General features: G+C 68.8%; 18 protein-coding genes. 9 read left to right on the top strand and 9 right to left on the bottom strand.

Features of this window, described 5'->3' with window-relative positions; translation table 11 throughout:
• The first annotated feature begins 25 nt into the window (after positions 1-25).
• On the top strand, positions 26-553 hold the full coding sequence (locus tag ACFPOE_RS16310; RefSeq protein WP_376851233.1) for a ComEA family DNA-binding protein: 528 nt from the start codon (positions 26-28) through the stop codon (positions 551-553).
• 54 nt (positions 554-607) lie between these two features.
• On the opposite strand, the gene ACFPOE_RS16305 is transcribed toward ACFPOE_RS16310, so the two are convergent.
• Genes ACFPOE_RS16305 through ACFPOE_RS16295 form a run of 3 tightly spaced genes read right to left on the bottom strand, consistent with a single transcriptional unit; the run spans position 608 to position 5,390 of the window.
• Positions 608-1,144, bottom strand: a complete 537-nt coding sequence (locus tag ACFPOE_RS16305; RefSeq protein WP_376851912.1) for a DinB family protein — start codon at positions 1,142-1,144, stop codon at positions 608-610.
• A gap of 5 nt (positions 1,145-1,149) precedes the next feature.
• On the bottom strand, positions 1,150-4,848 hold the full coding sequence (locus ACFPOE_RS16300; protein WP_376851232.1) for a hydantoinase B/oxoprolinase family protein: 3,699 nt from the start codon (positions 4,846-4,848) through the stop codon (positions 1,150-1,152).
• Between the two features lie 14 nt (positions 4,849-4,862).
• The gene (locus ACFPOE_RS16295) at positions 4,863-5,390 is read right to left on the bottom strand and encodes a winged helix DNA-binding protein (protein ID WP_376851230.1); all 528 of its coding nucleotides are present in this window, start codon (positions 5,388-5,390) and stop codon (positions 4,863-4,865) included.
• An 88-nt stretch (positions 5,391-5,478) separates the two neighbouring features.
• On the opposite strand from ACFPOE_RS16295, the gene ACFPOE_RS16290 reads away from it, so the two are divergent.
• From ACFPOE_RS16290 to ACFPOE_RS16255, 8 genes are all read left to right on the top strand, one after another.
• Positions 5,479-7,359 carry an ABC transporter ATP-binding protein gene (locus ACFPOE_RS16290; RefSeq protein WP_376851228.1) on the top strand — a complete coding sequence of 627 codons (1,881 nt, stop codon included), beginning with the start codon at positions 5,479-5,481 and terminating at the stop codon, positions 7,357-7,359.
• A gap of 43 nt (positions 7,360-7,402) precedes the next feature.
• Positions 7,403-8,917 (top strand): ABC transporter substrate-binding protein, encoded by a 1,515-nt coding sequence (locus ACFPOE_RS16285; protein WP_376851227.1) that lies wholly within the window; start codon positions 7,403-7,405, stop codon positions 8,915-8,917.
• Between the two features lie 31 nt (positions 8,918-8,948).
• Complete coding sequence (locus ACFPOE_RS16280; protein ID WP_376851225.1) at positions 8,949-9,872, top strand: ABC transporter permease; 924 nt, start codon at positions 8,949-8,951, stop codon at positions 9,870-9,872.
• A 2-nt stretch (positions 9,873-9,874) separates the two neighbouring features.
• A complete protein-coding gene (locus ACFPOE_RS16275) occupies positions 9,875-10,741 on the top strand; it encodes an ABC transporter permease (RefSeq protein ID WP_376851224.1) in 867 nt (288 codons plus the stop codon).
• Positions 10,741-12,492 (top strand): peptidase M14, encoded by a 1,752-nt coding sequence (locus ACFPOE_RS16270; RefSeq protein ID WP_376851222.1) that lies wholly within the window; start codon positions 10,741-10,743, stop codon positions 12,490-12,492. Before ACFPOE_RS16275 ends, ACFPOE_RS16270 begins: the two co-directional genes overlap by 1 nt.
• Before the next feature lie 117 nt (positions 12,493-12,609).
• Positions 12,610-13,575 carry a TRAP transporter substrate-binding protein gene (locus tag ACFPOE_RS16265; RefSeq protein ID WP_376851220.1) on the top strand — a complete coding sequence of 322 codons (966 nt, stop codon included), beginning with the start codon at positions 12,610-12,612 and terminating at the stop codon, positions 13,573-13,575.
• Between the two features lie 57 nt (positions 13,576-13,632).
• The gene (locus ACFPOE_RS16260) at positions 13,633-14,142 is read left to right on the top strand and encodes a TRAP transporter small permease (protein ID WP_376851218.1); all 510 of its coding nucleotides are present in this window, start codon (positions 13,633-13,635) and stop codon (positions 14,140-14,142) included.
• Positions 14,135-15,430: a TRAP transporter large permease gene (locus ACFPOE_RS16255; RefSeq protein WP_376851216.1), complete on the top strand. Its 1,296-nt coding sequence runs from the start codon at positions 14,135-14,137 to the stop codon at positions 15,428-15,430. The genes ACFPOE_RS16260 and ACFPOE_RS16255 overlap by 8 nt, the downstream gene beginning before the upstream one ends.
• Before the next feature lie 24 nt (positions 15,431-15,454).
• On the opposite strand, the gene ACFPOE_RS16250 is transcribed toward ACFPOE_RS16255, so the two are convergent.
• The 6 genes from ACFPOE_RS16250 to ACFPOE_RS16225 all read right to left on the bottom strand — a co-directional run bounded on the left by ACFPOE_RS16250 (position 15,455) and on the right by ACFPOE_RS16225 (position 21,415).
• Positions 15,455-16,078: a hypothetical protein gene (locus ACFPOE_RS16250; protein WP_376851215.1), complete on the bottom strand. Its 624-nt coding sequence runs from the start codon at positions 16,076-16,078 to the stop codon at positions 15,455-15,457.
• A gap of 29 nt (positions 16,079-16,107) precedes the next feature.
• Positions 16,108-16,428, bottom strand: coding sequence for a cupredoxin domain-containing protein (locus tag ACFPOE_RS16245; protein WP_376851213.1), 321 nt, complete (start codon positions 16,426-16,428; stop codon positions 16,108-16,110).
• Complete coding sequence (locus tag ACFPOE_RS16240) at positions 16,425-17,441, bottom strand: cytochrome-c peroxidase (RefSeq protein WP_376851211.1); 1,017 nt, start codon at positions 17,439-17,441, stop codon at positions 16,425-16,427. The genes ACFPOE_RS16245 and ACFPOE_RS16240 overlap by 4 nt, the downstream gene beginning before the upstream one ends.
• Positions 17,442-17,604: 163 nt before the next feature.
• On the bottom strand, positions 17,605-19,026 hold the full coding sequence (locus ACFPOE_RS16235) for an enolase C-terminal domain-like protein (protein ID WP_376851210.1): 1,422 nt from the start codon (positions 19,024-19,026) through the stop codon (positions 17,605-17,607).
• Positions 19,019-19,867 carry a sugar phosphate isomerase/epimerase family protein gene (locus ACFPOE_RS16230; protein ID WP_376851208.1) on the bottom strand — a complete coding sequence of 283 codons (849 nt, stop codon included), beginning with the start codon at positions 19,865-19,867 and terminating at the stop codon, positions 19,019-19,021. Before ACFPOE_RS16230 ends, ACFPOE_RS16235 begins: the two co-directional genes overlap by 8 nt.
• Before the next feature lie 12 nt (positions 19,868-19,879).
• Positions 19,880-21,415: a tripartite tricarboxylate transporter permease gene (locus ACFPOE_RS16225; RefSeq protein ID WP_376851207.1), complete on the bottom strand. Its 1,536-nt coding sequence runs from the start codon at positions 21,413-21,415 to the stop codon at positions 19,880-19,882.
• Positions 21,416-21,434: the final 19 nt, after the last annotated feature.

Raw genomic sequence — 21,434 nt, 5'->3', positions numbered from 1 at the left:
TGCCGGCCCCTCCAAGGAGAATCAAATGCTCAAGAAAATCCTGGCCATCCTGGTCATGCTGTACGCCACCCTTGCCATGGCCGCCGTCGACGTCAACAAGGCAACCGACGCCCAGCTCGATAGCATCAAGGGCATCGGCCCAGTCACCACCAAGCTGATCACCACCGAGCGCAAGAAGGGCGAGTTCAAGAACTGGCAGGACTTCATCGACCGCGTCAAGGGCGTGGGCGAGAAGAGCGCCGTCAAGCTGTCCGAGAACGGCCTGACCGTCAACGGCGAAAGCTTCAAGGGCGCCGTGGCCAAGGACGCCAAGGCCGCCGCCAAGGAAGAAAAGAAGGACGCCAAGGCCGATGCCAAGTCGGACAAGGCTGTCGCCAAGGCGGACGCCAAGGCCGAAAAGGCCGAAGCCAAGGCCGACAAGAAGGAAGCGAAGGCCAAGGCCCAGGCGGAAAAGAAGGAAGCCCGGGCCGAAGCGAAGGCCGACAAGGCCGTCGCCAAGGCGGATGCCAAGGCCGATGCCGCCAAGCCGGCTGCCAGCGCCGCCAAGAAGTAAGGGCTGCCTGCCCCAATGAAAAAACCCGCTGCGGCGGGTTTTTTCATGGCCGCTTCACTGCGCCGGCAGGGCGATCAGGTCGGTCAGGCCCGGATCGATGCCGGCCTGGGTCAGCAGCGTGGTCACCTGCCCGCGGTGATGGGTCTGGTGGTTGAACAGATGCGTCAGCGCCATCCACGCCGGATGCTCGCGCTGCACGCCCTTGGTGTTGCTGTAGCGCATGGTGCGCAGCGGGAAGTCCGCCGGCATGGCGCCGGTCCAGCGCTCGATCGCATCGTCCAGGCGGGCCCGCTGCGTGCGCAACTCAGACCAGTCGTCATAGAGAAGCGTCGCATGGGCGGCGCCCGGCGGCAGCGCCAGCAGGTCGGCCGACAGCGCAGCGGCAGCCGCGCCCTCCTGCGCCGCGAAGCGCGCAAGCCACATGCGGTCGCCCCACAGCAGGTGGTTCCAGGTGCGGTGGATCGAGCCGAAGAAGGCGCCGCGGTCGCGCTTGCGTTCCTCGTCGCTCAGCCCTTCGCAGGCGTCGTACAGCCGCTGGTTGATCCAGCCGTTGTAGCGCGCCAGGTAGCGGTAGTTGTCCACGAAGTGCATCGCCATCACTCCTTGCCGTAACCCCCGCCGCCCGGGGTGAGGATCTCGAAGATGTCGCCGGGCTGCATCTGCGCCTGCCCGATGTGCTCCAGCGTCTCCACGCGGCCGTCGGCGCGCACCACCCGGTTGATGCCTACCTGCCCCGGCTGGCCGCCGGCCATGCCGAAGGCGCCATGCTTGCGGCCGTTGGACAGGATGCTGGCGGTCATCGGCTCCAGGAAGCGCACCCGCCGCACCCCACCGTTGCCGCCGGTCCAGCGGCCCTTGCCGCCGGAGCCGGCGCGGATCTCGTAGCTTTCCAGCCGCACCGGGAAGCGGAACTCCAGCACTTCCGGATCGGTCAGCCGCGAGTTGGTCATGTGGGTCTGGACCACGCTGGTGCCGTCGAAGCCGCCGACGACCCGGCCCGCGGCGTCGATCACTGCCCCGGCGCCGCTGCCTCCGGAAATGGTCTCGTAATACTGGTGGCGTTCGTTGCCGAAGGTGAAGTTGTTCATCGTGCACTGGCTGGACGCCATCACGCCCAGCGCGCCGAACAGCGCATTGGTGATGCAGGACGATGTCTCCACGTTGCCCGCCACCACCGAGGCCGGCGGATGCGGGTTGAGCATGGAGCCGGCCGGGATGATCACCTTCAGGGGCTTGAGGCAGCCGGCGTTGAGCGGAATGTCGTCATCCACCAGCGTGCGGAACACGTACAGCACGGCCGCCATGCAGACGGCCGTCGGCGCATTGAAGTTGTTCACCTGCTGCGGCGAGGTGCCGCTGAAGTCGATCTCGGCGCAGCGGTTCTTCGCATCGACGCGGATCGCCACCTGGATCTGGGCGCCGTTGTCCAGCGGCAGCGTGAAGCTGCCGTCCTTCAGGCGCGTGATGACGCGCCGCACCGATTCTTCGGCGTTGTCCTGCACGTGGTCCATGTAGGCCTGCACCACGTCCAGGCCGAACTGCTCCACCATCCTGCGCAGTTCCTGCACGCCCTTCTCATTGGCGGCGATCTGCGCCTTCAGGTCGGCCATGTTCTGCTCGGGATTGCGGCTGGGATACTGCCCGCTGCGCAGCAGCGCGAGCATCTCCGCCTCGCGCAGCGTGCCGCGGTCGACCAGCTTGACGTTGTCGATCTGCACGCCCTCCTCCTCGATCCGGGTGGAGAACGGCGGCATCGAGCCGGGCGAGGTGCCGCCGATGTCGGCGTGGTGGCCGCGCGAGCCGACGTAGAACAGCGGAACCTCCGTTCGCACTGAGCTTGTCGAAGTGCTCGCATTCCGATCGTTCTGAGCTTGTCGAAGGACAGGCTCAGCCCGAACGGGCAGATTCAGGTACACCGGCGTGATCACCGTCACGTCCGGCAAGTGGGTGCCGCCGTGGTACGGGTCGTTGAGCACGAACACGTCGCCGGGCGCCATCTTGCCGGCGTTCTCCCGCACTACGGTCTTGATGCTCTCGCCCATCGAGCCCAGGTGCACCGGCATGTGCGGCGCATTGGCGATCAGGTTGCCCTGCGCATCGAACAGCGCGCACGAGAAGTCCAGCCGTTCCTTGATGTTGACCGAGTAGGCGGTGTTCTGCAGCTGCAGCCCCATCTGCTCGGCGATGTTCATGAACAGGTTGTTGAACACCTCCAGCAGCACCGGGTCCACCGTGGTGCCGGCGGCGAAGGTGATGACGCGCGCCTCGCGCCGGTCCAGCACCAGGTGGTCCAGCGCAGTGAGCTTCGCTTCCCAGCCGGGCTCGACCACGGTGGTCGCGTTCTTCTCGGCGATGATCGCCGGCCCGGCGATGAGATCGCCCGGGCGCAGGTCCTCGCGCACCACCAGCGCGGCGGCGTGCCACTTGCCGCCCGAATACATGCGGACCGTCTCGCGCCGGGGCACCTCGCGCACCGGATGCATTTCATGCGCCGGTTCGTGCGGCGCATCGCCGGCGATCACCGCCTCCACCGACACCGCCTCCACCACCAGCGGCTTGTTCTTCATCAGGAAGGAAAAGCGCTGGCGGTAGGCTGCCTCGAATCCCGAGGTGATCGTCGCCAGATCGCCGAACGGAACCACCAGCGCCGAATCGCTGCCCTGGTAACGGACATGCACGCGCCGCTGCACCACGATCGTTCCGGTGTTCACCTGCTGCTTGCGCAGCTCGCCCTGCGCCGCGGCTGCCAGCGCGTCGAGGCGTTGCGCCACCTCCGCCAGGGACCCCGCTGCCAGCGGCAGTTCCACCGCCTGCTCACGGATCACGTTCTGGTCCGCCAGGCCCATGCCGTAGGCGCTGAGCACGCCGGCCAGCGGATGGACGAACACCCGCGTCATGCCCAGCGCATCGGCCACCAGGCAGGCGTGCTGGCCGCCGGCGCCGCCGAAGCACTGCAGCGTGTAGCGCGTCACGTCGTAGCCGCGCGCCACCGAGATCTTCTTGATGGCGTTGGCCATCTGCTGCACCGCGATGTTGATGAAGCCCTCGGCGATCGCCTCGGTGCTGCGGCCGGTCTGCTGCGCCAGGGCTGAGAATTGCTCCTGGGCGGCGTCCGCGCTCAACGCCTCGTTGCCCTGCGGGCCGAACACCTTGGGAAAGTAGCGCGGCTGGATCTTGCCGACCATCAGGTTGGCGTCGGTCACGGCCAGCGGCCCGCCGCGGCGGTAGCTGGCCGGGCCCGGATTGGCGCCCGCGCTTTGCGGCCCGACCCGGAAGCGCGCGCCGTCGAAGGCCAGGATCGAGCCGCCGCCGGCCGCCACCGTGTGGATGCTCATCATCGGCGCGCGCATCCGCACGCCGGCCACCTGGGTTTCGAACTCGCGCTCGAACTGGCCGGCGAAGTGCGAGACGTCGGTGGAGGTGCCGCCCATGTCGAAGCCGATTACCTTGTCGTGGCCGCCCAGGGCCGCGGTCCTGGCCATGCCGACGATGCCGCCGGCCGGTCCCGAGAGAATGGCGTCCTTGCCCTGGAAGGCATGGGCGTCGGTCAGGCCGCCCGAGGACTGCATGAAGAACAGCTGCACGCCCGGCATCTCGCCGGCCACCTGGTCGACGTAGCGGCGCAGGATCGGCGACAGGTAGGCGTCGACGACCGTGGTGTCGCCGCGGCTGACGAACTTCATCATCGGGCTGGTCTCGTGCGAGCTGCTCACCTGGGTGAAGCCGACCTCGCGCGCGAGCCGCGCCGCCGCTTTTTCGTGCCCGGTGAAGCGGTAGCCGTGCATGAAGACCACCGCCACGCTGCGCAGGCCACGCCCATGGGCGGCCTGCAGGCCGGCGCGCAAGGCCGCCTCGTCCAGCGGCTGCAGCACCTCGCCCTGCGCCGCCACCCGCTCCTGCGCCTCCAGCACCTCGCTGTACAGCAACTCGGGCAGCACGATGTGGCGGTCGAACAGGCGCGGGCGGTTCTGGTAGGCGATGCGCAGCGCGTCGCGAAAGCCGCGCGTCGTCACCAGCAGCGTCGGCTCGCCCTTGCGTTCCAGCAGCGCGTTGGTGGCGACCGTGGTCCCCATCTTCACCGACTCCACCTGCGCCGGCGTCACCGGCTGGCCGTCTGCGAGCCCGAGCAGGTGGCGGATTCCCGCCACCGCGGCGTCGCGGTACTGCTCGGGGTTTTCCGACAGCAGCTTGTGGGTGGCCAGGCTGCCGTCGGGGCGCCGGCCGACGACGTCGGTGAATGTGCCGCCGCGGTCGATCCAGAATTGCCAGCGCCTGGTGTCCATCGTGGTTTGCATTTGCGTCTTGTTCTTCAAAGGGAGGCGGCCGCGCGGGCGGCCTGGTCGTACATGCCGGAGAGCACGCGCAGCAGGCGGGCCAGCTCGCCGATGTCGCGGTTCAGCGCGTCGTCGGCGTTGAGCGCGTTGATCAGGCAGCTCTCGCGGATCTCGCGGTAGCGCTCGACGTAGCGGTGGCCCAGGTCGGTGGCGGCATAGGTCACCTCCTTGCCGCTCTTGCTGGAGGCCACCACGCCCAGGTTCAACAGCTTCTTGAGCGCGTAGTTGATCAGGTGGGTGTCTTCCACGTTCATGATGAAACAGATGTCGGCCAGCCGCTTGTCGCGCGCCCGGTGGGTGACGTGGTGCAGCACCAGCACGTCCAGCGGCGTCAGGTCCTTCAGGCCGGCGGCGCTCATGCAATGGGCGATCCAGCGGTGGAACGCGTTGCCGGCGACGATCAGCCCGAACTCGAATTCGCTCAGCTCCGCGCTCTGCGGCGACACCAGGTGGGCCGACGACACGATGCGACTGGACTTGGTGGAGCGGGGTGCTTTTGACATGTTAGGATTCTAGAACTCGTCGACATTCTGCCGACAATTTGTCGACGAAAATAAAACATTGCCTCGCGCAGCGCCCCGTTTCTCCCGCATGCCCGCCGTCCATCCTGCGCCCTTGAACGCCGCCCCGCAAGCCGCCGGCCCGCTGCTGTCCGTGCGCTCGCTGGCGGTGGAATTCCCGGTGCCGGGCGGCCGCCTGCGGGCGGTCGACGGCCTGAGCTTCGACGTCAGCGCCGGCCGCACCCTGGCCATCGTCGGCGAATCGGGCTCCGGCAAGTCGGTCACCTCGCAGGCCATCATGCGGCTGACCGACTACTCGGGCGGCGAGATCGTCGACGGCCAGATCCTGTTCAACTCGCCGGTCAGCGGGCCGCAGGACCTGCGCCTCGCCAGCGAAGAGGCGATGCGCTCGATCCGCGGCAACGAGATCGCGATGATCTTCCAGGAGCCGATGACCTCGCTGAACCCGGTGTTCACCATCGGCAACCAGATCGCGGAGACGCTGGTGCTGCACCAGCACATGACGGCCGCCCAGGCCCGCGCGCAGGCGCTGTCGCTGCTGGAACTGGTGCGCCTGCCCGACGCCGGCCGCCTGCTCGACGCCTATCCGCACACGCTGTCGGGCGGCATGCGCCAGCGCGCCATGATCGCGATGGCGCTGGCCTGCAAGCCGGCGCTGCTGATCGCCGACGAGCCCACCACGGCGCTGGACGTGACCATCCAGGCCCAGATCCTGAACATCATCCGCGAGCTGCAGCGCGAGCTGCAGACCGCCGTCATGTTCATCACCCACGACATGGGCGTGGTGGCGCAGATGGCCGACGACGTAGTGGTGATGTGGCGCGGCCGCCAGGTGGAGCAGGGGCCGGTCGACCGGATCTTCCACCACCCGCAGCATCCCTACACCCGCGCGCTGCTGGCCGCCGTGCCGAAACTGGGCAGCCAGGCCGGCCTGGCCCTGCCGCGCCGCATGCCGCTGGTGGTGCTGGAGGACGGGCAGCTGCGCGAGGTCGGGACCGAGCAGGTGCAGGACACGGTGGACGCGAGCGCCCCGCTGCTGTCGGTCGACCAGCTCACCACCCGCTTCGACGTCGCCCACAACCTGCTGGGGCGGGCCACCCATCGCGTCCATGCGGTGGAAGCAGTGAGCTTCGAGATCTATCCCGGCGAGACGCTGGCGCTGGTCGGCGAATCCGGCAGCGGCAAGTCCACCATCGGCAAGACGCTGCAGCAGCTGGTGCAGGCCACCAGCGGCACGGTCCGTTTCGAGGGCAAGGAGCTGGCCGGCATGCACGCGCAGGACCGCCAGCGGCTGCGCCAAGAGATCCAGTACATCTTCCAGGACCCGTACGCGTCGCTGGACCCGCGCAAGACCGTGGGCTTCAGCATCGCCGAGCCGATCCGCACTCATCGCCTGCTGGATGACCCGCGCGCGGTGCAAAAGCGCGTGGCCGAACTGCTGGAATGCGTGGGATTGCGGCCCGAGCACGCGCAGCGCTACCCGCACGAATTTTCCGGCGGCCAGCGCCAGCGCATCTGCATCGCCCGCGCCCTGTCCTGCAACCCGCGGCTGGTGATCGCCGACGAATCGGTGTCCGCGCTCGACGTCTCGGTGCAGGCGCAGATCATCGACCTGATGATGGAACTGCAGGCGCAGCGCGGCCTGTCCTACCTGTTCATCACCCACGACATGGCGGTGGTGGAGAAGATCAGCCACCGCGTCGCCGTGATGTACCTGGGGCAGATCGTGGAGATCGGCAGCCGGCAGGACATCTTCGAGCGGCCGCAGCACCCGTACACCCGCAAGCTGCTGGCGGCGGTGCCGGTGGCCGAGCCCGGGCACCGGATCGACTCGCGCCTGATCCAGGGCGAGATTCCCAGCCCGATGCGCAAGGTCGGCCACGGGCCCGAGATCCTCAGGCTGGTCGAAGTCAATCCCGGCCACCGCGTCGCCCAGGCCGCCGTCGCCTGACGGCGCACATCCCATTTCCAAGTCCACCCTCCGGAGACCCCCAATGAAGCTCAAAGCCCTCTTCGCCACCAGCAGCCTGGTGCTCGCCTGCCTGGGCGCGCCCGCTGCGCACGCCGCCGGCACGCTCAACGTGGCCCTGCACCAGGACCCGGGCAACTGGGACCCGATCGCCACCTTCCTGGTCTCCTGGGGTGCCGTCGGCAGCCAGGTGTTCGACGGCCTGATCATCCGCACGCCGGACATGAAGCTGGTGCCCGGCCTGGCGACCAAGTGGGAGTTCACGGACAAGAACACCAAGCTGCGCTTCACGCTGCGCCCGAACGTCAAGTTCCACGACGGCGAGCCCTTCGACGCCGAGGCGGTGAAGTTCACCTTCGACCGCCTGCTCGGTGAAGAAGGCAAGAAGGGGCCGCAGCAGTCCAACTACACCTCGATCGACAAGGTGGTGGTGGTCAACCCGATGACGGTGGACTTCATCCTCAAGAGCCCGGACCCGGTGCTGCTGACCAAGCTGGCCGGCTACGGCGCGATGATCGTGCCGCCCAAGTACATCAAGGAAAAGGGCAGCCAGTTCTTCGGCATGAACCCGGTGGGCACCGGCCCGTTCAAGTTCAGCGAATACAAGCCCAAGATCGCGCTGGCGCTGGAGCGCAATCCCAACTACTGGGGCGGCGCGCCCAAGGTCGACAACCTGAACTACCGCTTCATCGCCGAGCCGGCGACGCAGGCGGCCGAACTGCAGGCCGGCCGGATCGACGTCGCCAACCAGATCCCGCTGTCGATGGTGGAGACGCTCAAGAAGGACAGCAAGCTGGCCGTGCTCAGCATGGACGGCCCGGTCGCCCTGGCCCTTCGCTACAACACGCAGCGCGGCATCATGAAGGACAAGGAAGTGCGCAAGGCGCTGACCATGGCCGTGGACCGCGACGCCATCATCAAGACCATCCTGCTGGGCAACGCCAAGCCGATCGCCAGCTTCCAGGGCGTGCTCTCGTTCGGCAACGATCCGTCGATGAAGCCGCTGCCCTTCAACCCGGCGCAGGCGCAGGCCATGCTGAAGAAGGCCGGCGTCAAGCCCGGCACCTCCATCCAGCTGGACTTCCGCGGCCCGGACAGCAACTTCCGCGAGGTGGCGCAGGCCGTCGCCGGCTACCTGCAGGCCGTGGGCATCACCGTCTCGCTCAAGCCGTACGAGACCAACGTGCTGCTCAACGACATCATCCCGAACGGCAAGACCGGCGAGATGTGGCAGAACCAGTGGGGCGGCTGGACCTTCGACTACGACAACACGGCCTACGCCATGTACTACACCAAGCAGCGCTGGAATCCGTTCGACGACGACGCCAAGCTCAACGCGCTGCTGCACACCCAGCGCAACACCTGGGACCAGGCCGCGCGCAAGCAGACGCTGCACGAGATCGCCCGCTACGTCGCCGACCAGGCGCTGGAGATGCCGCTGTACAGCCTGAACACGGTGTACGGCCTGAACAAGCGCGCCAAGAACCTGGACCTGCCGGCCGACGGGCGCTTCCGCTTCGTCAACGCCACGGTCGAATAAGCGCGCGCCGCAGCAACGGCCAGGCCAGCACGTGGGCGGCTTCGTTCTCAAGCGGATCCTGCAGGCGATCTTCGTCCTGCTGGTGGTGACCCTGTTCGTGTCCTATGCGGTGCGGCTGTCGGGCGACCCGGCGCTGATGCTCAGCCAGGGCGCCGGCAGCGTCACCGAGCAGGACCTGCAGAACATCCGCGCCGGCCTGGGCCTGGACCGGCCCTTCCTGGTGCAGTACGCGGACTTCGTGCGCGGCATCGTGGTCGGCGACTTCGGCAGGAGCTTCATGGGCGGCACGCCGGTGCGCGGCCTGATCGCCGACGCCCTGCCCGCCACGCTGGCGCTGGCCTTCGTCTCGCTGCTGCTGTCGGTGCTGGTGTCGGTGCCGCTGGGCATCCACGCCGCCGTCAACAAGGGCCGCGGCGTCGACCAGGTGATCCGCATCGTCTCGCTGGTCGGCCTGTCGTTCCCGAATTTCTGGCTGGCCATCATGCTGGTGCTGCTGCTGTCCGTCACCCTCCAGCTGCTGCCGCCCTCGGGCTGGGACGGCCCGCTGAGCCTGGTGATGCCGGCGCTGACCATGGCCATCATCCTGTCGGCCACCAACGTGCGGCTGGTGCGCACGGCGATGCTGGAGACGCTGTCGTCGCAGTACATCACGGTGGCGCGCAGCAAGGGCCTGGCCGAACGGGCGGTGCTGTACAAGCACGCGCTGCGCAACTGCGCCATTCCCCTCATAACCTACATCGGCCTGCAGTTCGGCAACCTGATCGGCGGCATCGTGGTGGTGGAGAAGGTCTTCAACTGGCCCGGGCTGGGCACGCTGGCCTTCGACGCCATCTCCGGGCGCGACTATCCGGTGCTGCAGGGCACGGTCACCGTGCTGGCGCTGGTCATCGTGGCCGTCAACCTGCTGGTGGACCTCGCCTACGGGCTGGTCGACCCGCGCATCCGGAGCAAGTGAGCATGCAGCCCGCCGTCCTGCCCACCGCCGCGGCTCCCCAGGGGCGCGCGTTCCAGTGGCGCTCGCTCGAGTTCATCGCCGGCGCCCTGCTGACCGGCCTGATGGTGCTGCTGGTGCTGCTGTCGGTCTGGATCTTTCCGGACCGCGGCTCCACCATGGACCTGGCGGCGCGCCTGAGCCCGCCGTTCGCGCAATGGGCGCACGCGCTGGGCACCGACCCGCTGGGGCGCGACGTGCTGGCGCGGGTGCTGGTGGGCGGGCGCATCTCGCTGATGGTCGGACTGCTGTCCACGCTGGGCGCCTCGCTGCTGGGCATCACCATCGGGCTGGTCGCCGGCTATTACCGCGGCGTCTGGGACACGATCCTGATGCGCTGCGTCGACGTGCAGCTGGCCCTGCCCTTCATCCTGATCGCGCTGACCTTCATCTCGATCCTGGGCGGCGGGCTGGGCAACATCATCGTCTTCATGATCATCTCGCAGTGGGTGCAGTTCGCGCGGCTGGTGCGCGGGCTGGTGCTGTCGGTGCGCGAGCGCGAATACGTGCAGGCGGCCCGCGCCTTCGGCGTGCGCGACCTGTCCATGGTGCGCCACCACATCCTGCCCAACGTGATCGGGCCGGTGATCATCCTGGTGACGCTCAACGTCGCCAACAACATCCTGCTGGAAAGCAGCCTGACCTTCCTGGGCCTGGGCGTGGACCCGCTGATCCCCAGCTGGGGCGGCATGCTGGCCGACGGCCGCACCTACATGCAGACCGCGTGGTGGGTCAGCGTGTTCCCCGGCGTCGCGATCATGCTGACGGTGCTGGGCCTGAACCTGCTGGGCGACTGGCTGCGCGACCGGCTGGACCCGACCGGAAAACTCTGATGACCGACACAGTGCTGTTCGAAACGACCGTCCCGCGCACGCTGGACAGCTGGGTGGAGCGCTTCGGCCTGCCCCAATGGCGGGGCGCGAGCGTCGAAGGCTGGCTGTTCGAGGGCGTCGCCGCCCGCCGCGCCGCCGAGGAGCAACTGCGTGCGGCCGGCGTCACAGCCACGCTGCGCAGCGCCTACAAGCCGCTGGTGCATTGCTTCCTCGAAGAAATCGACTGCAGCGCGCTGGCGCACGTGACGGTGCGCTATCCGGTGCATCCGGGCGCGTCGGAGCGCCGCTTCCTGCTGGAGGCCTATCCGCTGGCCGCACTGCTTCCGGGCGGCAAGCTGGAATTCGTCGCCGGCGGCGCCGACCTGCACTACGAGCTGACACTGACGTGGAACGACGGCCGCCGGCAGCAGCTGGACGTGTTCGCGCCCAACCGCAGCCACACCGGCCCGTCCGGCATCGACCATCTCTCGCCCACCGGCTGGCTGCGCGTGCGCGGCGCCGGCCCCGCACCGATCGACGGCGCGCAGCAGACCGAGCACGAGCAGCTGTTCGAGAAGGTGCTGCAGACCGTGCAGGACCACGCCTGGCCGCAGGCCGAGCCGTACTTCGAGCGGCTGGAGGTGCGGATCGAGCTGCCCGGCATCGAGCAGGAGCTGCCCCTGCTGCAGGAATCCATCAGCACGCACGAAGCGCTGCACGAGGACATCTATTTCTCGCTGCTGGAGATCTTCCAGCGCCGCTCCGGGCGGGCGCCGGGTGACCGGCGGCTGCAGCCGGGGCAGATCGTGCCGGACATCCGCGCCAGCGATCGCAGCGCGCGGCTGCGCATCGCGCTGCGCCCCTTCGATCCCGCGCCGCCGAAGGCGCAGGCGGCCGATCGCTCGGTGCCGCTGGACCTGCTGCTGACGGCGCCGGAGCCCGCGCGCATCACCGCCGAAATCGACGGCCTGAGCGGCGAGCGCTTCGCTGCCACCAGCCGGCAGGGCCGGGCCGTGACCGGCCTGTACCACCGCGGCAGCGCGGCGCCGGTGTTCATCAGCGGCGGCCAGCACGCCAACGAGACCTCGGGCATCGTCGGGGCGCTGCGTGCGGCGACAGTGCTGCAGGCGCAGGACGAGGCGCACTTCGCGCTGGTCGCGCTGGAAAACCCCGACGGCTACGCCCTGCAGCGCGAGCTCGCGGCCCACAACCCGGGCCACATGCACCACGCGGCGCGCTACACCGCGCTGGGCGACGACGTCGAATTCCGCACCGAACCGCCGCTGTACGAGCGCGCGGCGCGCGAGCAGGCGGTGGCGCTGTCGGGCGCGCAGCTGCACGTGAACCTGCACGGCTACCCGGCGCACGAGTGGACCCGGCCCTGGTCGGGCTACCTGCCGCAGGGCTTCGAACTGTGGACCGTGCCCAAGGGCTTCTTCCTGGTGCTGCGCCACCACGCCGGCTGGGGGCGCGAGGCGCGCGCCTTGCTGGAACAGGTCTGCGCCGCGCTGGCGAAGGTTCCGGGCCTGGCCGACTTCAATGCACGCCAGCTGGCGCTGTACCAGCGGCACGCCGGCGCGCCGGCCTTCGAGACCATCCACGGCATCTCCTGCACGGTGGCGGCGGTGGACCGGCCCGGCGCGCCGGTGACGCTGATCACCGAGTTCCCGGACGAGACCGTCCATGGCGAGGCCTTCCGCTTCGCGCACACGGTGCAGACGGAAACGGTGCTGGCCGCGGTCCGCGCCTGGCAGGCACTGGCGCGCCGCTAGCCGCGGCCGATTGCGGTGCCGGTGCAGTGCGCCTCACCGGGGGAAACACCGGAGACGCTGGCGCGGTCCTTGCATTTATCCTTGTTTCCCTCTTCACCGCACTCTCACGGAACGCCCATGAACACCAGACAAGTCCTGCTCGCCGCTGTCCTGGCCCTGGCCGGCAGCGCCTACGCCCAGACCAAATGGGACCTTCCGGCCGCCTACCCGGCCTCCAACTTCCACACCGTCAACCTGCAGCAGTTCGCCAACGACGTCGACAAGGCCACCGGCGGCAAGCTCAAGATCCAGGTGCACGCCAATGCCTCGCTGTTCAAGGCGCCCGAGATCAAGCGCGCGGTGCAGCAGGGCCAGGCCCAGATCGGCGAGATCCTGCTGGTGAACTACCAGAACGAGTGGCAGCTGTTCGGCGCGGACGGCCTGCCTTTCCTGGCCGACAGCTACGACCAGGCGATGAAGCTGTACAAGGCGCAGAAGCCGTTCCTGGACAAGAAGCTCGGCGAACAGGGAATGATGCTGCTGTACGCGGTGGCCTGGCCGCCGCAGGGCATCTATTCGAAGAAGCAGATCAACTCCGCGGCCGACATGAAGGGCCTGAAGTGGCGCGCCTACAGCCCGGCCACGGCCCGCATCGCCGAACTGGTGGGCGCGCAGCCGGTGACGGTACAGGCGGCGGAACTGTCGCAGGCGATGGCCACCGGCGTGGTGGACTCGTACATGTCCTCCGGCTCCACCGGCTACGACACCAAGACCTACGAGCAACTGAAGAACTGGTATGACACCCAGGCCTGGTTGCCGAAGAACGCGGTGCTGGTCAATCGCGCCGCCTTCAACGCGCTGGACAAGCCGACGCAGGACGCGCTGCTCAAGGCCGGCGCCGAGGCCGAGACCCGCGGCTGGGCCGCCTCGCGCGCCGAGAACGACCGCACCATCGGCCTGCTCAAGCAGAACGGCATGAACATCATCGCGCCGTCGCCGCAGCTCAAGGCCGACATGAAGAAGGTCGGCGACGTGATGCTCAAGGAATGGCTGGAGAAGGCCGGCCCCGACGGCAAGGCGCTGGTCGACGCGTACCAGAAATAAGGGACCGCAACACAAGGCAATCCCGCGGCCTGCCCCCGGCGCCCGCGGGATTTTCACATGAGAAAAACACTCGACCTCCTCTACGACGGCGCCGCCTGGCTGGCCGCGCTCGCGATGATCGGCGTGCTGGCGATGGTGCTGCTGTCGATCGTCAGCCGCCAGCTCGGCTTCCAGGCGACCGGTACCGATGCCTACGCCGGCTACGCCATGGCCGCCGCCGGCTTCCTGGCGCTGGCCCACACGCTCAAGCACAACGAACACATCCGCGTCACGCTGCTGCTCGGTCGCCTCCAGGGCAGGGCCAAGCATGCACTGGAGATGTGGGCGCTGACCGCCGCGGTGCTGCTGGCGGCGCTGTTCGCGTACTACTCGGTGCGGCTCGCCTGGCAGTCGCACGTGCTCAATGACATCTCCACCGGCAACGATGCGACGGCGCTGTGGATCCCGCAGCTGGGGATGGCCGTCGGCACGGTGGTGCTGCTGGTCGCCTTCATCGACGAGTGGTGGCTGGAGCTGACCGGCCGCCGCGTCACGACCGAACCCGAAGAGGCCTTGCACAATGAATGACGTCGCCGTCACCACGCTGCTGATCGTGGCGCTGTTCGCCCTGCTGGGAAGCGGGGTCTGGATCGGCCTGACGCTGGCCGGGGTCGCCTGGATCGGCATGCAGCTTTTCTCGTCCCGGCCGGCCGGCGACGCGATGGCGATCACGGTCTGGGGCTCGTCCTCGAGCTGGACCCTCACCGCGCTGCCGCTGTTCATCTGGATGGGCGAGATCCTGTTTCGCACCAAGCTGAGCGAGAGCATGTTCCGCGGGCTGGCGCCCTGGGTCAACGGCCTGCCGGGCCGGCTGCTGCACACCAACGTGATCGGCTGCACCATCTTCGCCGCGGTCTCCGGTTCGTCGGCGGCCACCTGCGCCACCATCGGCAAGATGACGCTGCCCGAACTGGGCAAGCGCGGCTATCCGGAGGAAATCACCATCGGCTCGCTGGCCGGCGCCGGCACGCTGGGCCTGCTGATCCCGCCCTCGATCATCATGATCGTGTACGGCGTGTCGGCCGACGTCTCGATCGCGCGCCTGTTCGTCGCCGGCATCTTTCCGGGCATCCTGCTGGCCTCGCTGTTCTCCGGCTACCTGATGGTGTGGGCGCTGCTCAACCCGGGCAAGGTGCCGCGGCGCGACGGCACCATGACCTTCGGCCAGAAGCTGCACGAGTCGCGCCACCTGATCCCGGTGGTGCTGCTGATCGCCGCGGTGCTGGGCTCGATCTACTCGGGCGTCGCGACGGCCACCGAGGCGGCCGCGGTCGGCGTGGTCGGCTCGCTGCTGCTGTCGGCCGCGCAGCGTTCGCTCGGCTGGCAGACCTTCCGCGATTCGCTGATGGGCGCGACGCGCCTGTATTGCATGATCGCGCTGATCCTGGCCGGCGCCGCCTTCCTGACGCTGGCCATGGGCTACATCGGCCTGCCGCGCCACCTGGCCGAATACGTCGCCTCGCTGGGCCTGAGCCCGTTCATGCTGATGGTGGCGCTGGCCATCTTCTACATCATCCTGGGCTGCTTCCTGGACGGCATCTCGATGGTGGTTCTGACGATGGGCGTGATCCTGCCGACGGTTCAGGCCGCGGGCATCGACCTGATCTGGTTCGGCATCTTCATCGTGATCGTGGTGGAGATGGCGCAGATCACGCCGCCGGTGGGCTTCAACCTGTTCGTGCTGCAGGGCATGACGGGCAAGGAGATCACCTGGATTGCGCGGGTGACGATGCCCTTCTTCTTCCTGATGTGCGTGATGGCGCTGCTGCTGTGGTTCGTGCCGCAGATCGCGACCTGGCTGCCCGGCAAGATGTAGCCGGCCGCGGCGCGTGCCGGCCGGCTAGTCGCAGGCCCACTTGATCGGCGTCACCCAGCGGCAGGTCTCCGCGGCCCCGGCCGACGCCGGGCGCACCGCGTGGGCCGCCATCTGCACCGGCCTGGCCGGCCGCGGCGCCAGCATATCGGCGTGGTCGGAGATCGCCTCCACCATCGCGATGCTGGGGTAGACGCCTTCGGCCACCAGCTGGCGCTGACGGTCCATGATCCGGCGCAGCAAGGTTTCGCCCGCCGGCGTCGTCAGCAGCGGATAGTCGGACCTGGCGCGCTGCAGCACCCGCTCCACGTCGGCGGCAACGGCGGCCTCTTCGGCGCGCTTCGTCGCCAGCACCTGGGCCAGCCTGGCCCGCTCCGCCCGCGCCTGTGCGGCCGCCTGCGCGGCCTCGGCGGCGGCGGCCTTGGCGAAGGCGGCGCGCGCGGCCTCGGCCCGTTCGGACGCCACCTTGGCCGCGGCCTCTTTTTGCGCCTGCAGGCGCTGGGCGGCCGCCAGGCTGGCGGCCTTGCGGGCCGCTTCCTCGTCGTCCGCCGCCCCGGCCTGGGGCGCGGCGGCCGCGAAGGCGTGCCCATGCACCGTTCCCGCGAGCAGCGCGGCGGCAAGAACCGCCGGTGCGAACGATCGAACTGCCATTGAAACGTGCCTGCGCATGTGCCGCTCCTTCACTTCTTGACGTCGACGACCATCTTCATGTCGGGGTGCACCGCGCACTCCACTTCCACCGTGCCGGCCTTGTCCATCACCACCGACTTGGAGGTGCCCTGGCCGTGGGCGCCGAGGTCGAAACTCTTGGTCTCGGACAGCGAGAACACGTTGTGGGCGAACGGGTCCTCGTTGACGAACTTGATGCTGTCGCCCTGCTTGACGTTCAGCTGCTTGACCGAGAAGGCGCGGCCCTTCTGGACCACCACGTGCTCGGCGGCCTGCACCTGGGCGCCGAGCAGCGACACGGCCAGGGCAATGGCGTAGCGGGCGGCCTTCATTGCGGCAGCACCGGACGGACGACCGCGACGAAGCGGCCGGTCAGCGAGCGCAGGAAGGCCACCAGGTCGTCCTTGTCCTGCTCGGTGAGGTCGAGCTTCTTCACGTCGCCCGACACGTTGGAGCGGTCGTCGCCGCCGCGGGCGTAGAAGTCCACCACCTCGCGCAGCGTCGTGGCCGAGCCGTCGTGGAAGTACGGCGCCGTCATCTCGATCTCGCGCAGCGTCGGGGTCTTGAAGGCGCCCTTCATCGAGGCCAGCTTGAGGAAGGCGAAGCGGCCCGGATCGGCGGTCTTCAGGCCGATGTTGTGGAAGCCGTTGTCGGTGAAGTTGGCGCCCCGGTGGCAGGCGGCGCAGTTGCCCTTGCCCGGGTCGACGAACAGGGTGTAGCCGCGGTACTGCTGCGGGGTCAGCGCCTTGGTGTCGCCCGCCAGCCAGCGGTCGAACGGCGAGTCGCCGGACACCACGGTGCGCTGGAAGGCCGCCATCGCCTTGGCGATGGTCTCGACCTCGATCGGCTCGCCAGGGTAGGCGCTGGCGAACATCTTCTGGTAGCCGCCGATCTTGCCGATCCGCTCCGCCGCCGCCTTGAAGTCCGGCGTGCTCAGGTGCTTGTGCGGGCCGACCGCATGCTCCTCGAGCGTCTTCTTGCGGCCGTCCCAGGTGAAGAGCGTGTTGTAGCCCAGGTTCACGATGGTCGGCGAGGCGCGGCCCATCACGTCGGAGCCGACCACCGAGGTCTTGCGGCCGTCGGTCCAGCCCAGCGACGGCTCGTGGCAGGAGGCGCAGGACATGGCGCCGGCGCCGGAGAGGCGCGGATCGAAGAACAGCGTCCGGCCCAACTCCACCCGCGCCGGCGTGCTGACGTTGTCCTTGGGCATCGGCACCTCGCCGAGGCGCCAGTCGCGCACCTCGGCTGCGCTGGCAGGCGGAACGGACTGGGCGGCCGCCGGGCCGGCGGCGGCAAGCAGCGCCACCGCTGCGGAACTGGCTAGGAAGCTGAGCATCTTCAACATGGCTGGTCCTTGTGGTCATGGGCCCGCAGGTTCCTGCCGGGCTACTGTTACTGTATGACACACAAGATACAAATGGCAGCATCCAACGCCATCCCGGGCCAGGGACCGTGAAATCGCTCCGTGAAATCCGCCACGGACCAGGGCGTTGCGAGGCTGCCGGACCCTAAAGCGCGTGGCGCAGGGGCGTCATCTGGGCGAAATCGGGCATGGCGCCGCTGGCGAAGCCCGGACCAGCCAGCGAGCCGAGCGCGATCCGGCCGGCGCGGATCGCCAGCCGCACCGCGCCCTGGCTGCGTTCATAGACGTCGGGATGGGCCTGGAGAAAGGCCTGCTGCTCCGCCGCGGACTGCGCCGCCATCCCGTTGACGTAATGGTGGCCGTTGCGCTCCACGTGGGTGATGCCCAGCAGGTTCACCAGCGCCAGGTCCTGCTGCACCGACAGGCCGGCCTGCGTCGTCAGGTCCTCGCCCGACATGAAGCAGGCCGCCTGGCCGGCCTGCCCGTTCCAGCTCGCACAGCGCGCCGCGTTGAGCACGGACTTGTACAGGCCCTTGCAGGTCTTGGAGGAGACGCCCGCGTAGCCGCGCTCGCGCGCCCGCAGGAAGGTGTCCAGCTCGCCGTCGGATTCGTCGATGATCACCGGCTTGCCCAGGCCGGCGGTCCGCAGGTCGACGTCCAGCGCGTGCTGGCGCGAGATCGGCTGCTCGACGAACAGGATGGAGTCGTTCAGGCGGCGCAGCGCCGGCGTCTCCCGCATGCGGGCCAGCAATTCGGCGACGCCCGCCGCGTCCGCATATTGCTCGTTGCCGTCCAGCGATGCGAAGTAGGGCTGCGGCAACCGGTCCAGCACCGCCGCGATGGCGCCGAGGCGCTCGATGTCGGCCGGCAGCCGGCCGCCGACCTTGAGCTTGAAATAGCGGTGGCCATAGCGCTGCACCACCTGCTCCAGCGTTTCGGGCAGGCCGTCGTCGACCGGCGCTGCCAGGTCATCCTGCGTGATCGCGTCCACCATGCCCACCGTGTGGCGTGCCTCGATGCTCGCCGCCGGACGCAGGCCGGCCAGAAAGCCGTCGATGTCCAGGCCGTCGAATTCGGCTCGCGCATTGCCGATGCCCGCCAGGTTGCGCTGCATCGCCGTGTAGAACGACAGGCCCAGCCCCCGGCACAGCGCGTCGAGGACGGCCCGGTCCAGCAGCGCCGGCCCGTAGTTGGCCAGCAGCGGGTTGTAGCCCTTGGCGGCCGCGGCCTGCAGATGGGCGTCGTAATGGCGCGCGAAATGGCCGAAGGCGGACGCGGCCGATGCGTCGGCCAAGTAGGCCGCGCGCGCCATGCGCAGCACGTCGCGCAGCTGGTCGACGTTGTCCTCGTTGGACAGGGCCAGGTTCTTGTCGAACCACTTGGGCGCCATCATCTCGGCCGCCGCGCCCCAGCTGCTGCGGCCGTCGGCGAATTCGATGCGGGCCCGCGCGAAGGCCTGCGGGCACTGCGTCAGCGTGACGACGCCGAAGCGGAACGGCAGCCGCAGCAGCACCGGCCGCTCGAACAGCTCGATCTCCCGCACCGAGAGCAGCGGCGCCTCAGCCATGGGCCAGCCCTTCGACGATGCCCTTGAGGTAGCCGATGGAGCGCGCCGCGCAGGTCGGGCCGTCCGGCACGTAGTCGAACGGTTCCACCGCCACGATGCCGTCGTAATCGCCGCTGGCCTGCAGCTGCGCGATCGCCTCCAGGATGGGCGCGAACCGCATTGCGCCCTGCCCCGGCCCGCGCCGGTTCGGGTCGTTGACCTGCACATGGGCGACGTGGCCGCTGGGCATCCAGCGCCGCATCAGCGCCTCGACCGGCTCGCGCTCCACCTGGCCGGCGGCGCTGCAATCGATCATCGTCTTGAGGCCCGGCGAGCCGATGGCGTCGACGATGCGCGCCGCCTCTTCCACCGTGTTGAGCAGGTCGGTCTCGCGGGTGGCCAGCGGCTCGATGCAATAGACCACGCCGGCGTCGCGCGCCGCCAGCGCGATCGCCGCGAAGCAGTCGGTGGCCCGTTCCAGCGCCTGTTCGCGGCTGGAGCCGGGCGGCACCGAGCGCTGCTTGGGCGAGCCATGCACCAGGTAGCTGCCGCCCATCAGGGCGCACAGCTCCACCAGCCGCCGCATCACGGCGAGCGTGCGCTGGCGCACCGGTTCCGAGGCATCGACGATCGACAGGCCCGAAGGCGCGACCAGCAGCCAATGCAGGCCGGAGACGACCAGGCCGGCATCCTGCGCCATGCGGCGCAAGGCGCCGGCCTGCGCATCGCTGATCAGCATCGGGTTGTCGGCCAGCGTGAAGGGCGCCACCTCCAGCGCGTCGTAACCCATGGCCGCCGCCGCCACGCATTGCTGCTCGAACGGCTGCGGCTGCAGCACCTCGTTGCACAGGGAGAACTTCATCGCGCGAGGCTATCAGGTGCGGCGGCCGAACAGCGAGCGCACGCCCGAGCCGACGCCCGCCTTGCCCCGGTTGACCAGCGCCTTGAACGCCGGGATGTACAGCAGGATCATGAAGATGGTGACGCCGGCGAACAGCATCGAGATGGGACGGGTGAAGAACGGCGCCAGGCTGCCGTCCGACAGGACCAGCCCGCGCCGCAGGCTCTTGTCCAGCAAGGGCCCGAGCACCAGGCCCAGCACGAAGGGCGCCATCTCGTAGCCGCGCCGGCGCAGGAAGAACGCGCCGATGCCGATCGCCAGCATGGCGTAGATGTCGAACAGCCGCGAGGCGCTGGCGAAGGCGCCGACGGTGCACAGCAGGAACACGATCGGCATCAGGATGGAGCGCCGCACCCGCAGCACCTGCAGCAGCGGCCGCACGCCGAACAGGCCGAACAGCAGGATGGTGACCGAGGCCAGCGTGGTCATCGCCACCACCTCGTAGATGAAGTGCGGGTGCTGGATCATCAGCATCGGCCCGGGCTGGATGCCGTGGATGATCATCGCCGCCATCAGCACGGCCGACGGCGCCGAGCCCGGGATGCCCAGCGCCAGCGACGGGATGATGTGGCCGGGGATGGAGGCCATGTCGCCCGTCTCCGCCGCCATCAGGCCGTCGATCGAGCCCTTGCCGAACAGCTCCTTCTCCTTGCTCACCGCCTTGGCTGCCGCATACGACATCCAGGCGCCGGCGTCCTCGCCCACGCCCGGCAGCAGGCCGGTGAAGACGCCGATCAGGCCCGAGCGCAGCACCGTGCGCCAGTAGGTCAGCACCTCGCGAAAGCGCGGCAGCACCGAGTCCTTCAGTTCCACCATCTTGCGCTCCACCGGGTCCGACAGCGTGGTCAGTACCTCCGCCAGGCCGAAGGCGCCGACCAGCGCCGGGATCAGCGCGATGCCGCCCGATAGTTGGTCCCAGTCGAAGGTGAAGCGGTTGTACGCATACAGGCTCTCCTGCCCGACCTGCGCCACGAACAGTCCCAGCAGGCCCATCAGCCAGCCCTTGAGCGGATCGTCGCCCACGATGCTGCCTGACATGGTGACGCCGAACAGCGCCAGCCAGAAGAATTCGAAGGCGCCGAAGGACAGCGCCACTTCGGCCAGCGCCGGCGTGAACATCGCCAGGCAGACGACGCCGATCAGCGTGCTGACGAAAGCGCCCGAGGTGGCGATGCCGATCGCACGGCCCGCTTCTCCGCGCTGCGCCAGGGCATAGCCGTCGGCGCAGGAGGCGGCGTTGGCGGCGGTGCCGGGGATGTTCAGCAGGATGGCAGTGCGCGAACCGCCGTACAGCGCGCCCACATAGGAGCAGATCAGCACCAGGATCGCGTCGTTGGCCTGCAGCTTGATGGTCAGCGTGGTGAGCAGCGCGATCGCCAGCGTCGCCGACAGCCCCGGCAGGATGCCCATCACGATGCCGACGAAGGCGCCGCCCAGCCCGTAGGCCAGCGTCAGCGGATTCATGAAGCTGAGGTATGCGTGCCCGAGGTCGGACAGTCCTTGGAACATGGAACGGCTTTCGGGGGAA

The sequence above is a fragment of the Caenimonas terrae genome, from assembly GCF_042655405.1.
Lineage (GTDB): Bacteria > Pseudomonadota > Gammaproteobacteria > Burkholderiales > Burkholderiaceae_C > Ramlibacter > Ramlibacter terrae_A.
This window is presented reverse-complemented; position numbering and strand designations above follow the sequence as displayed.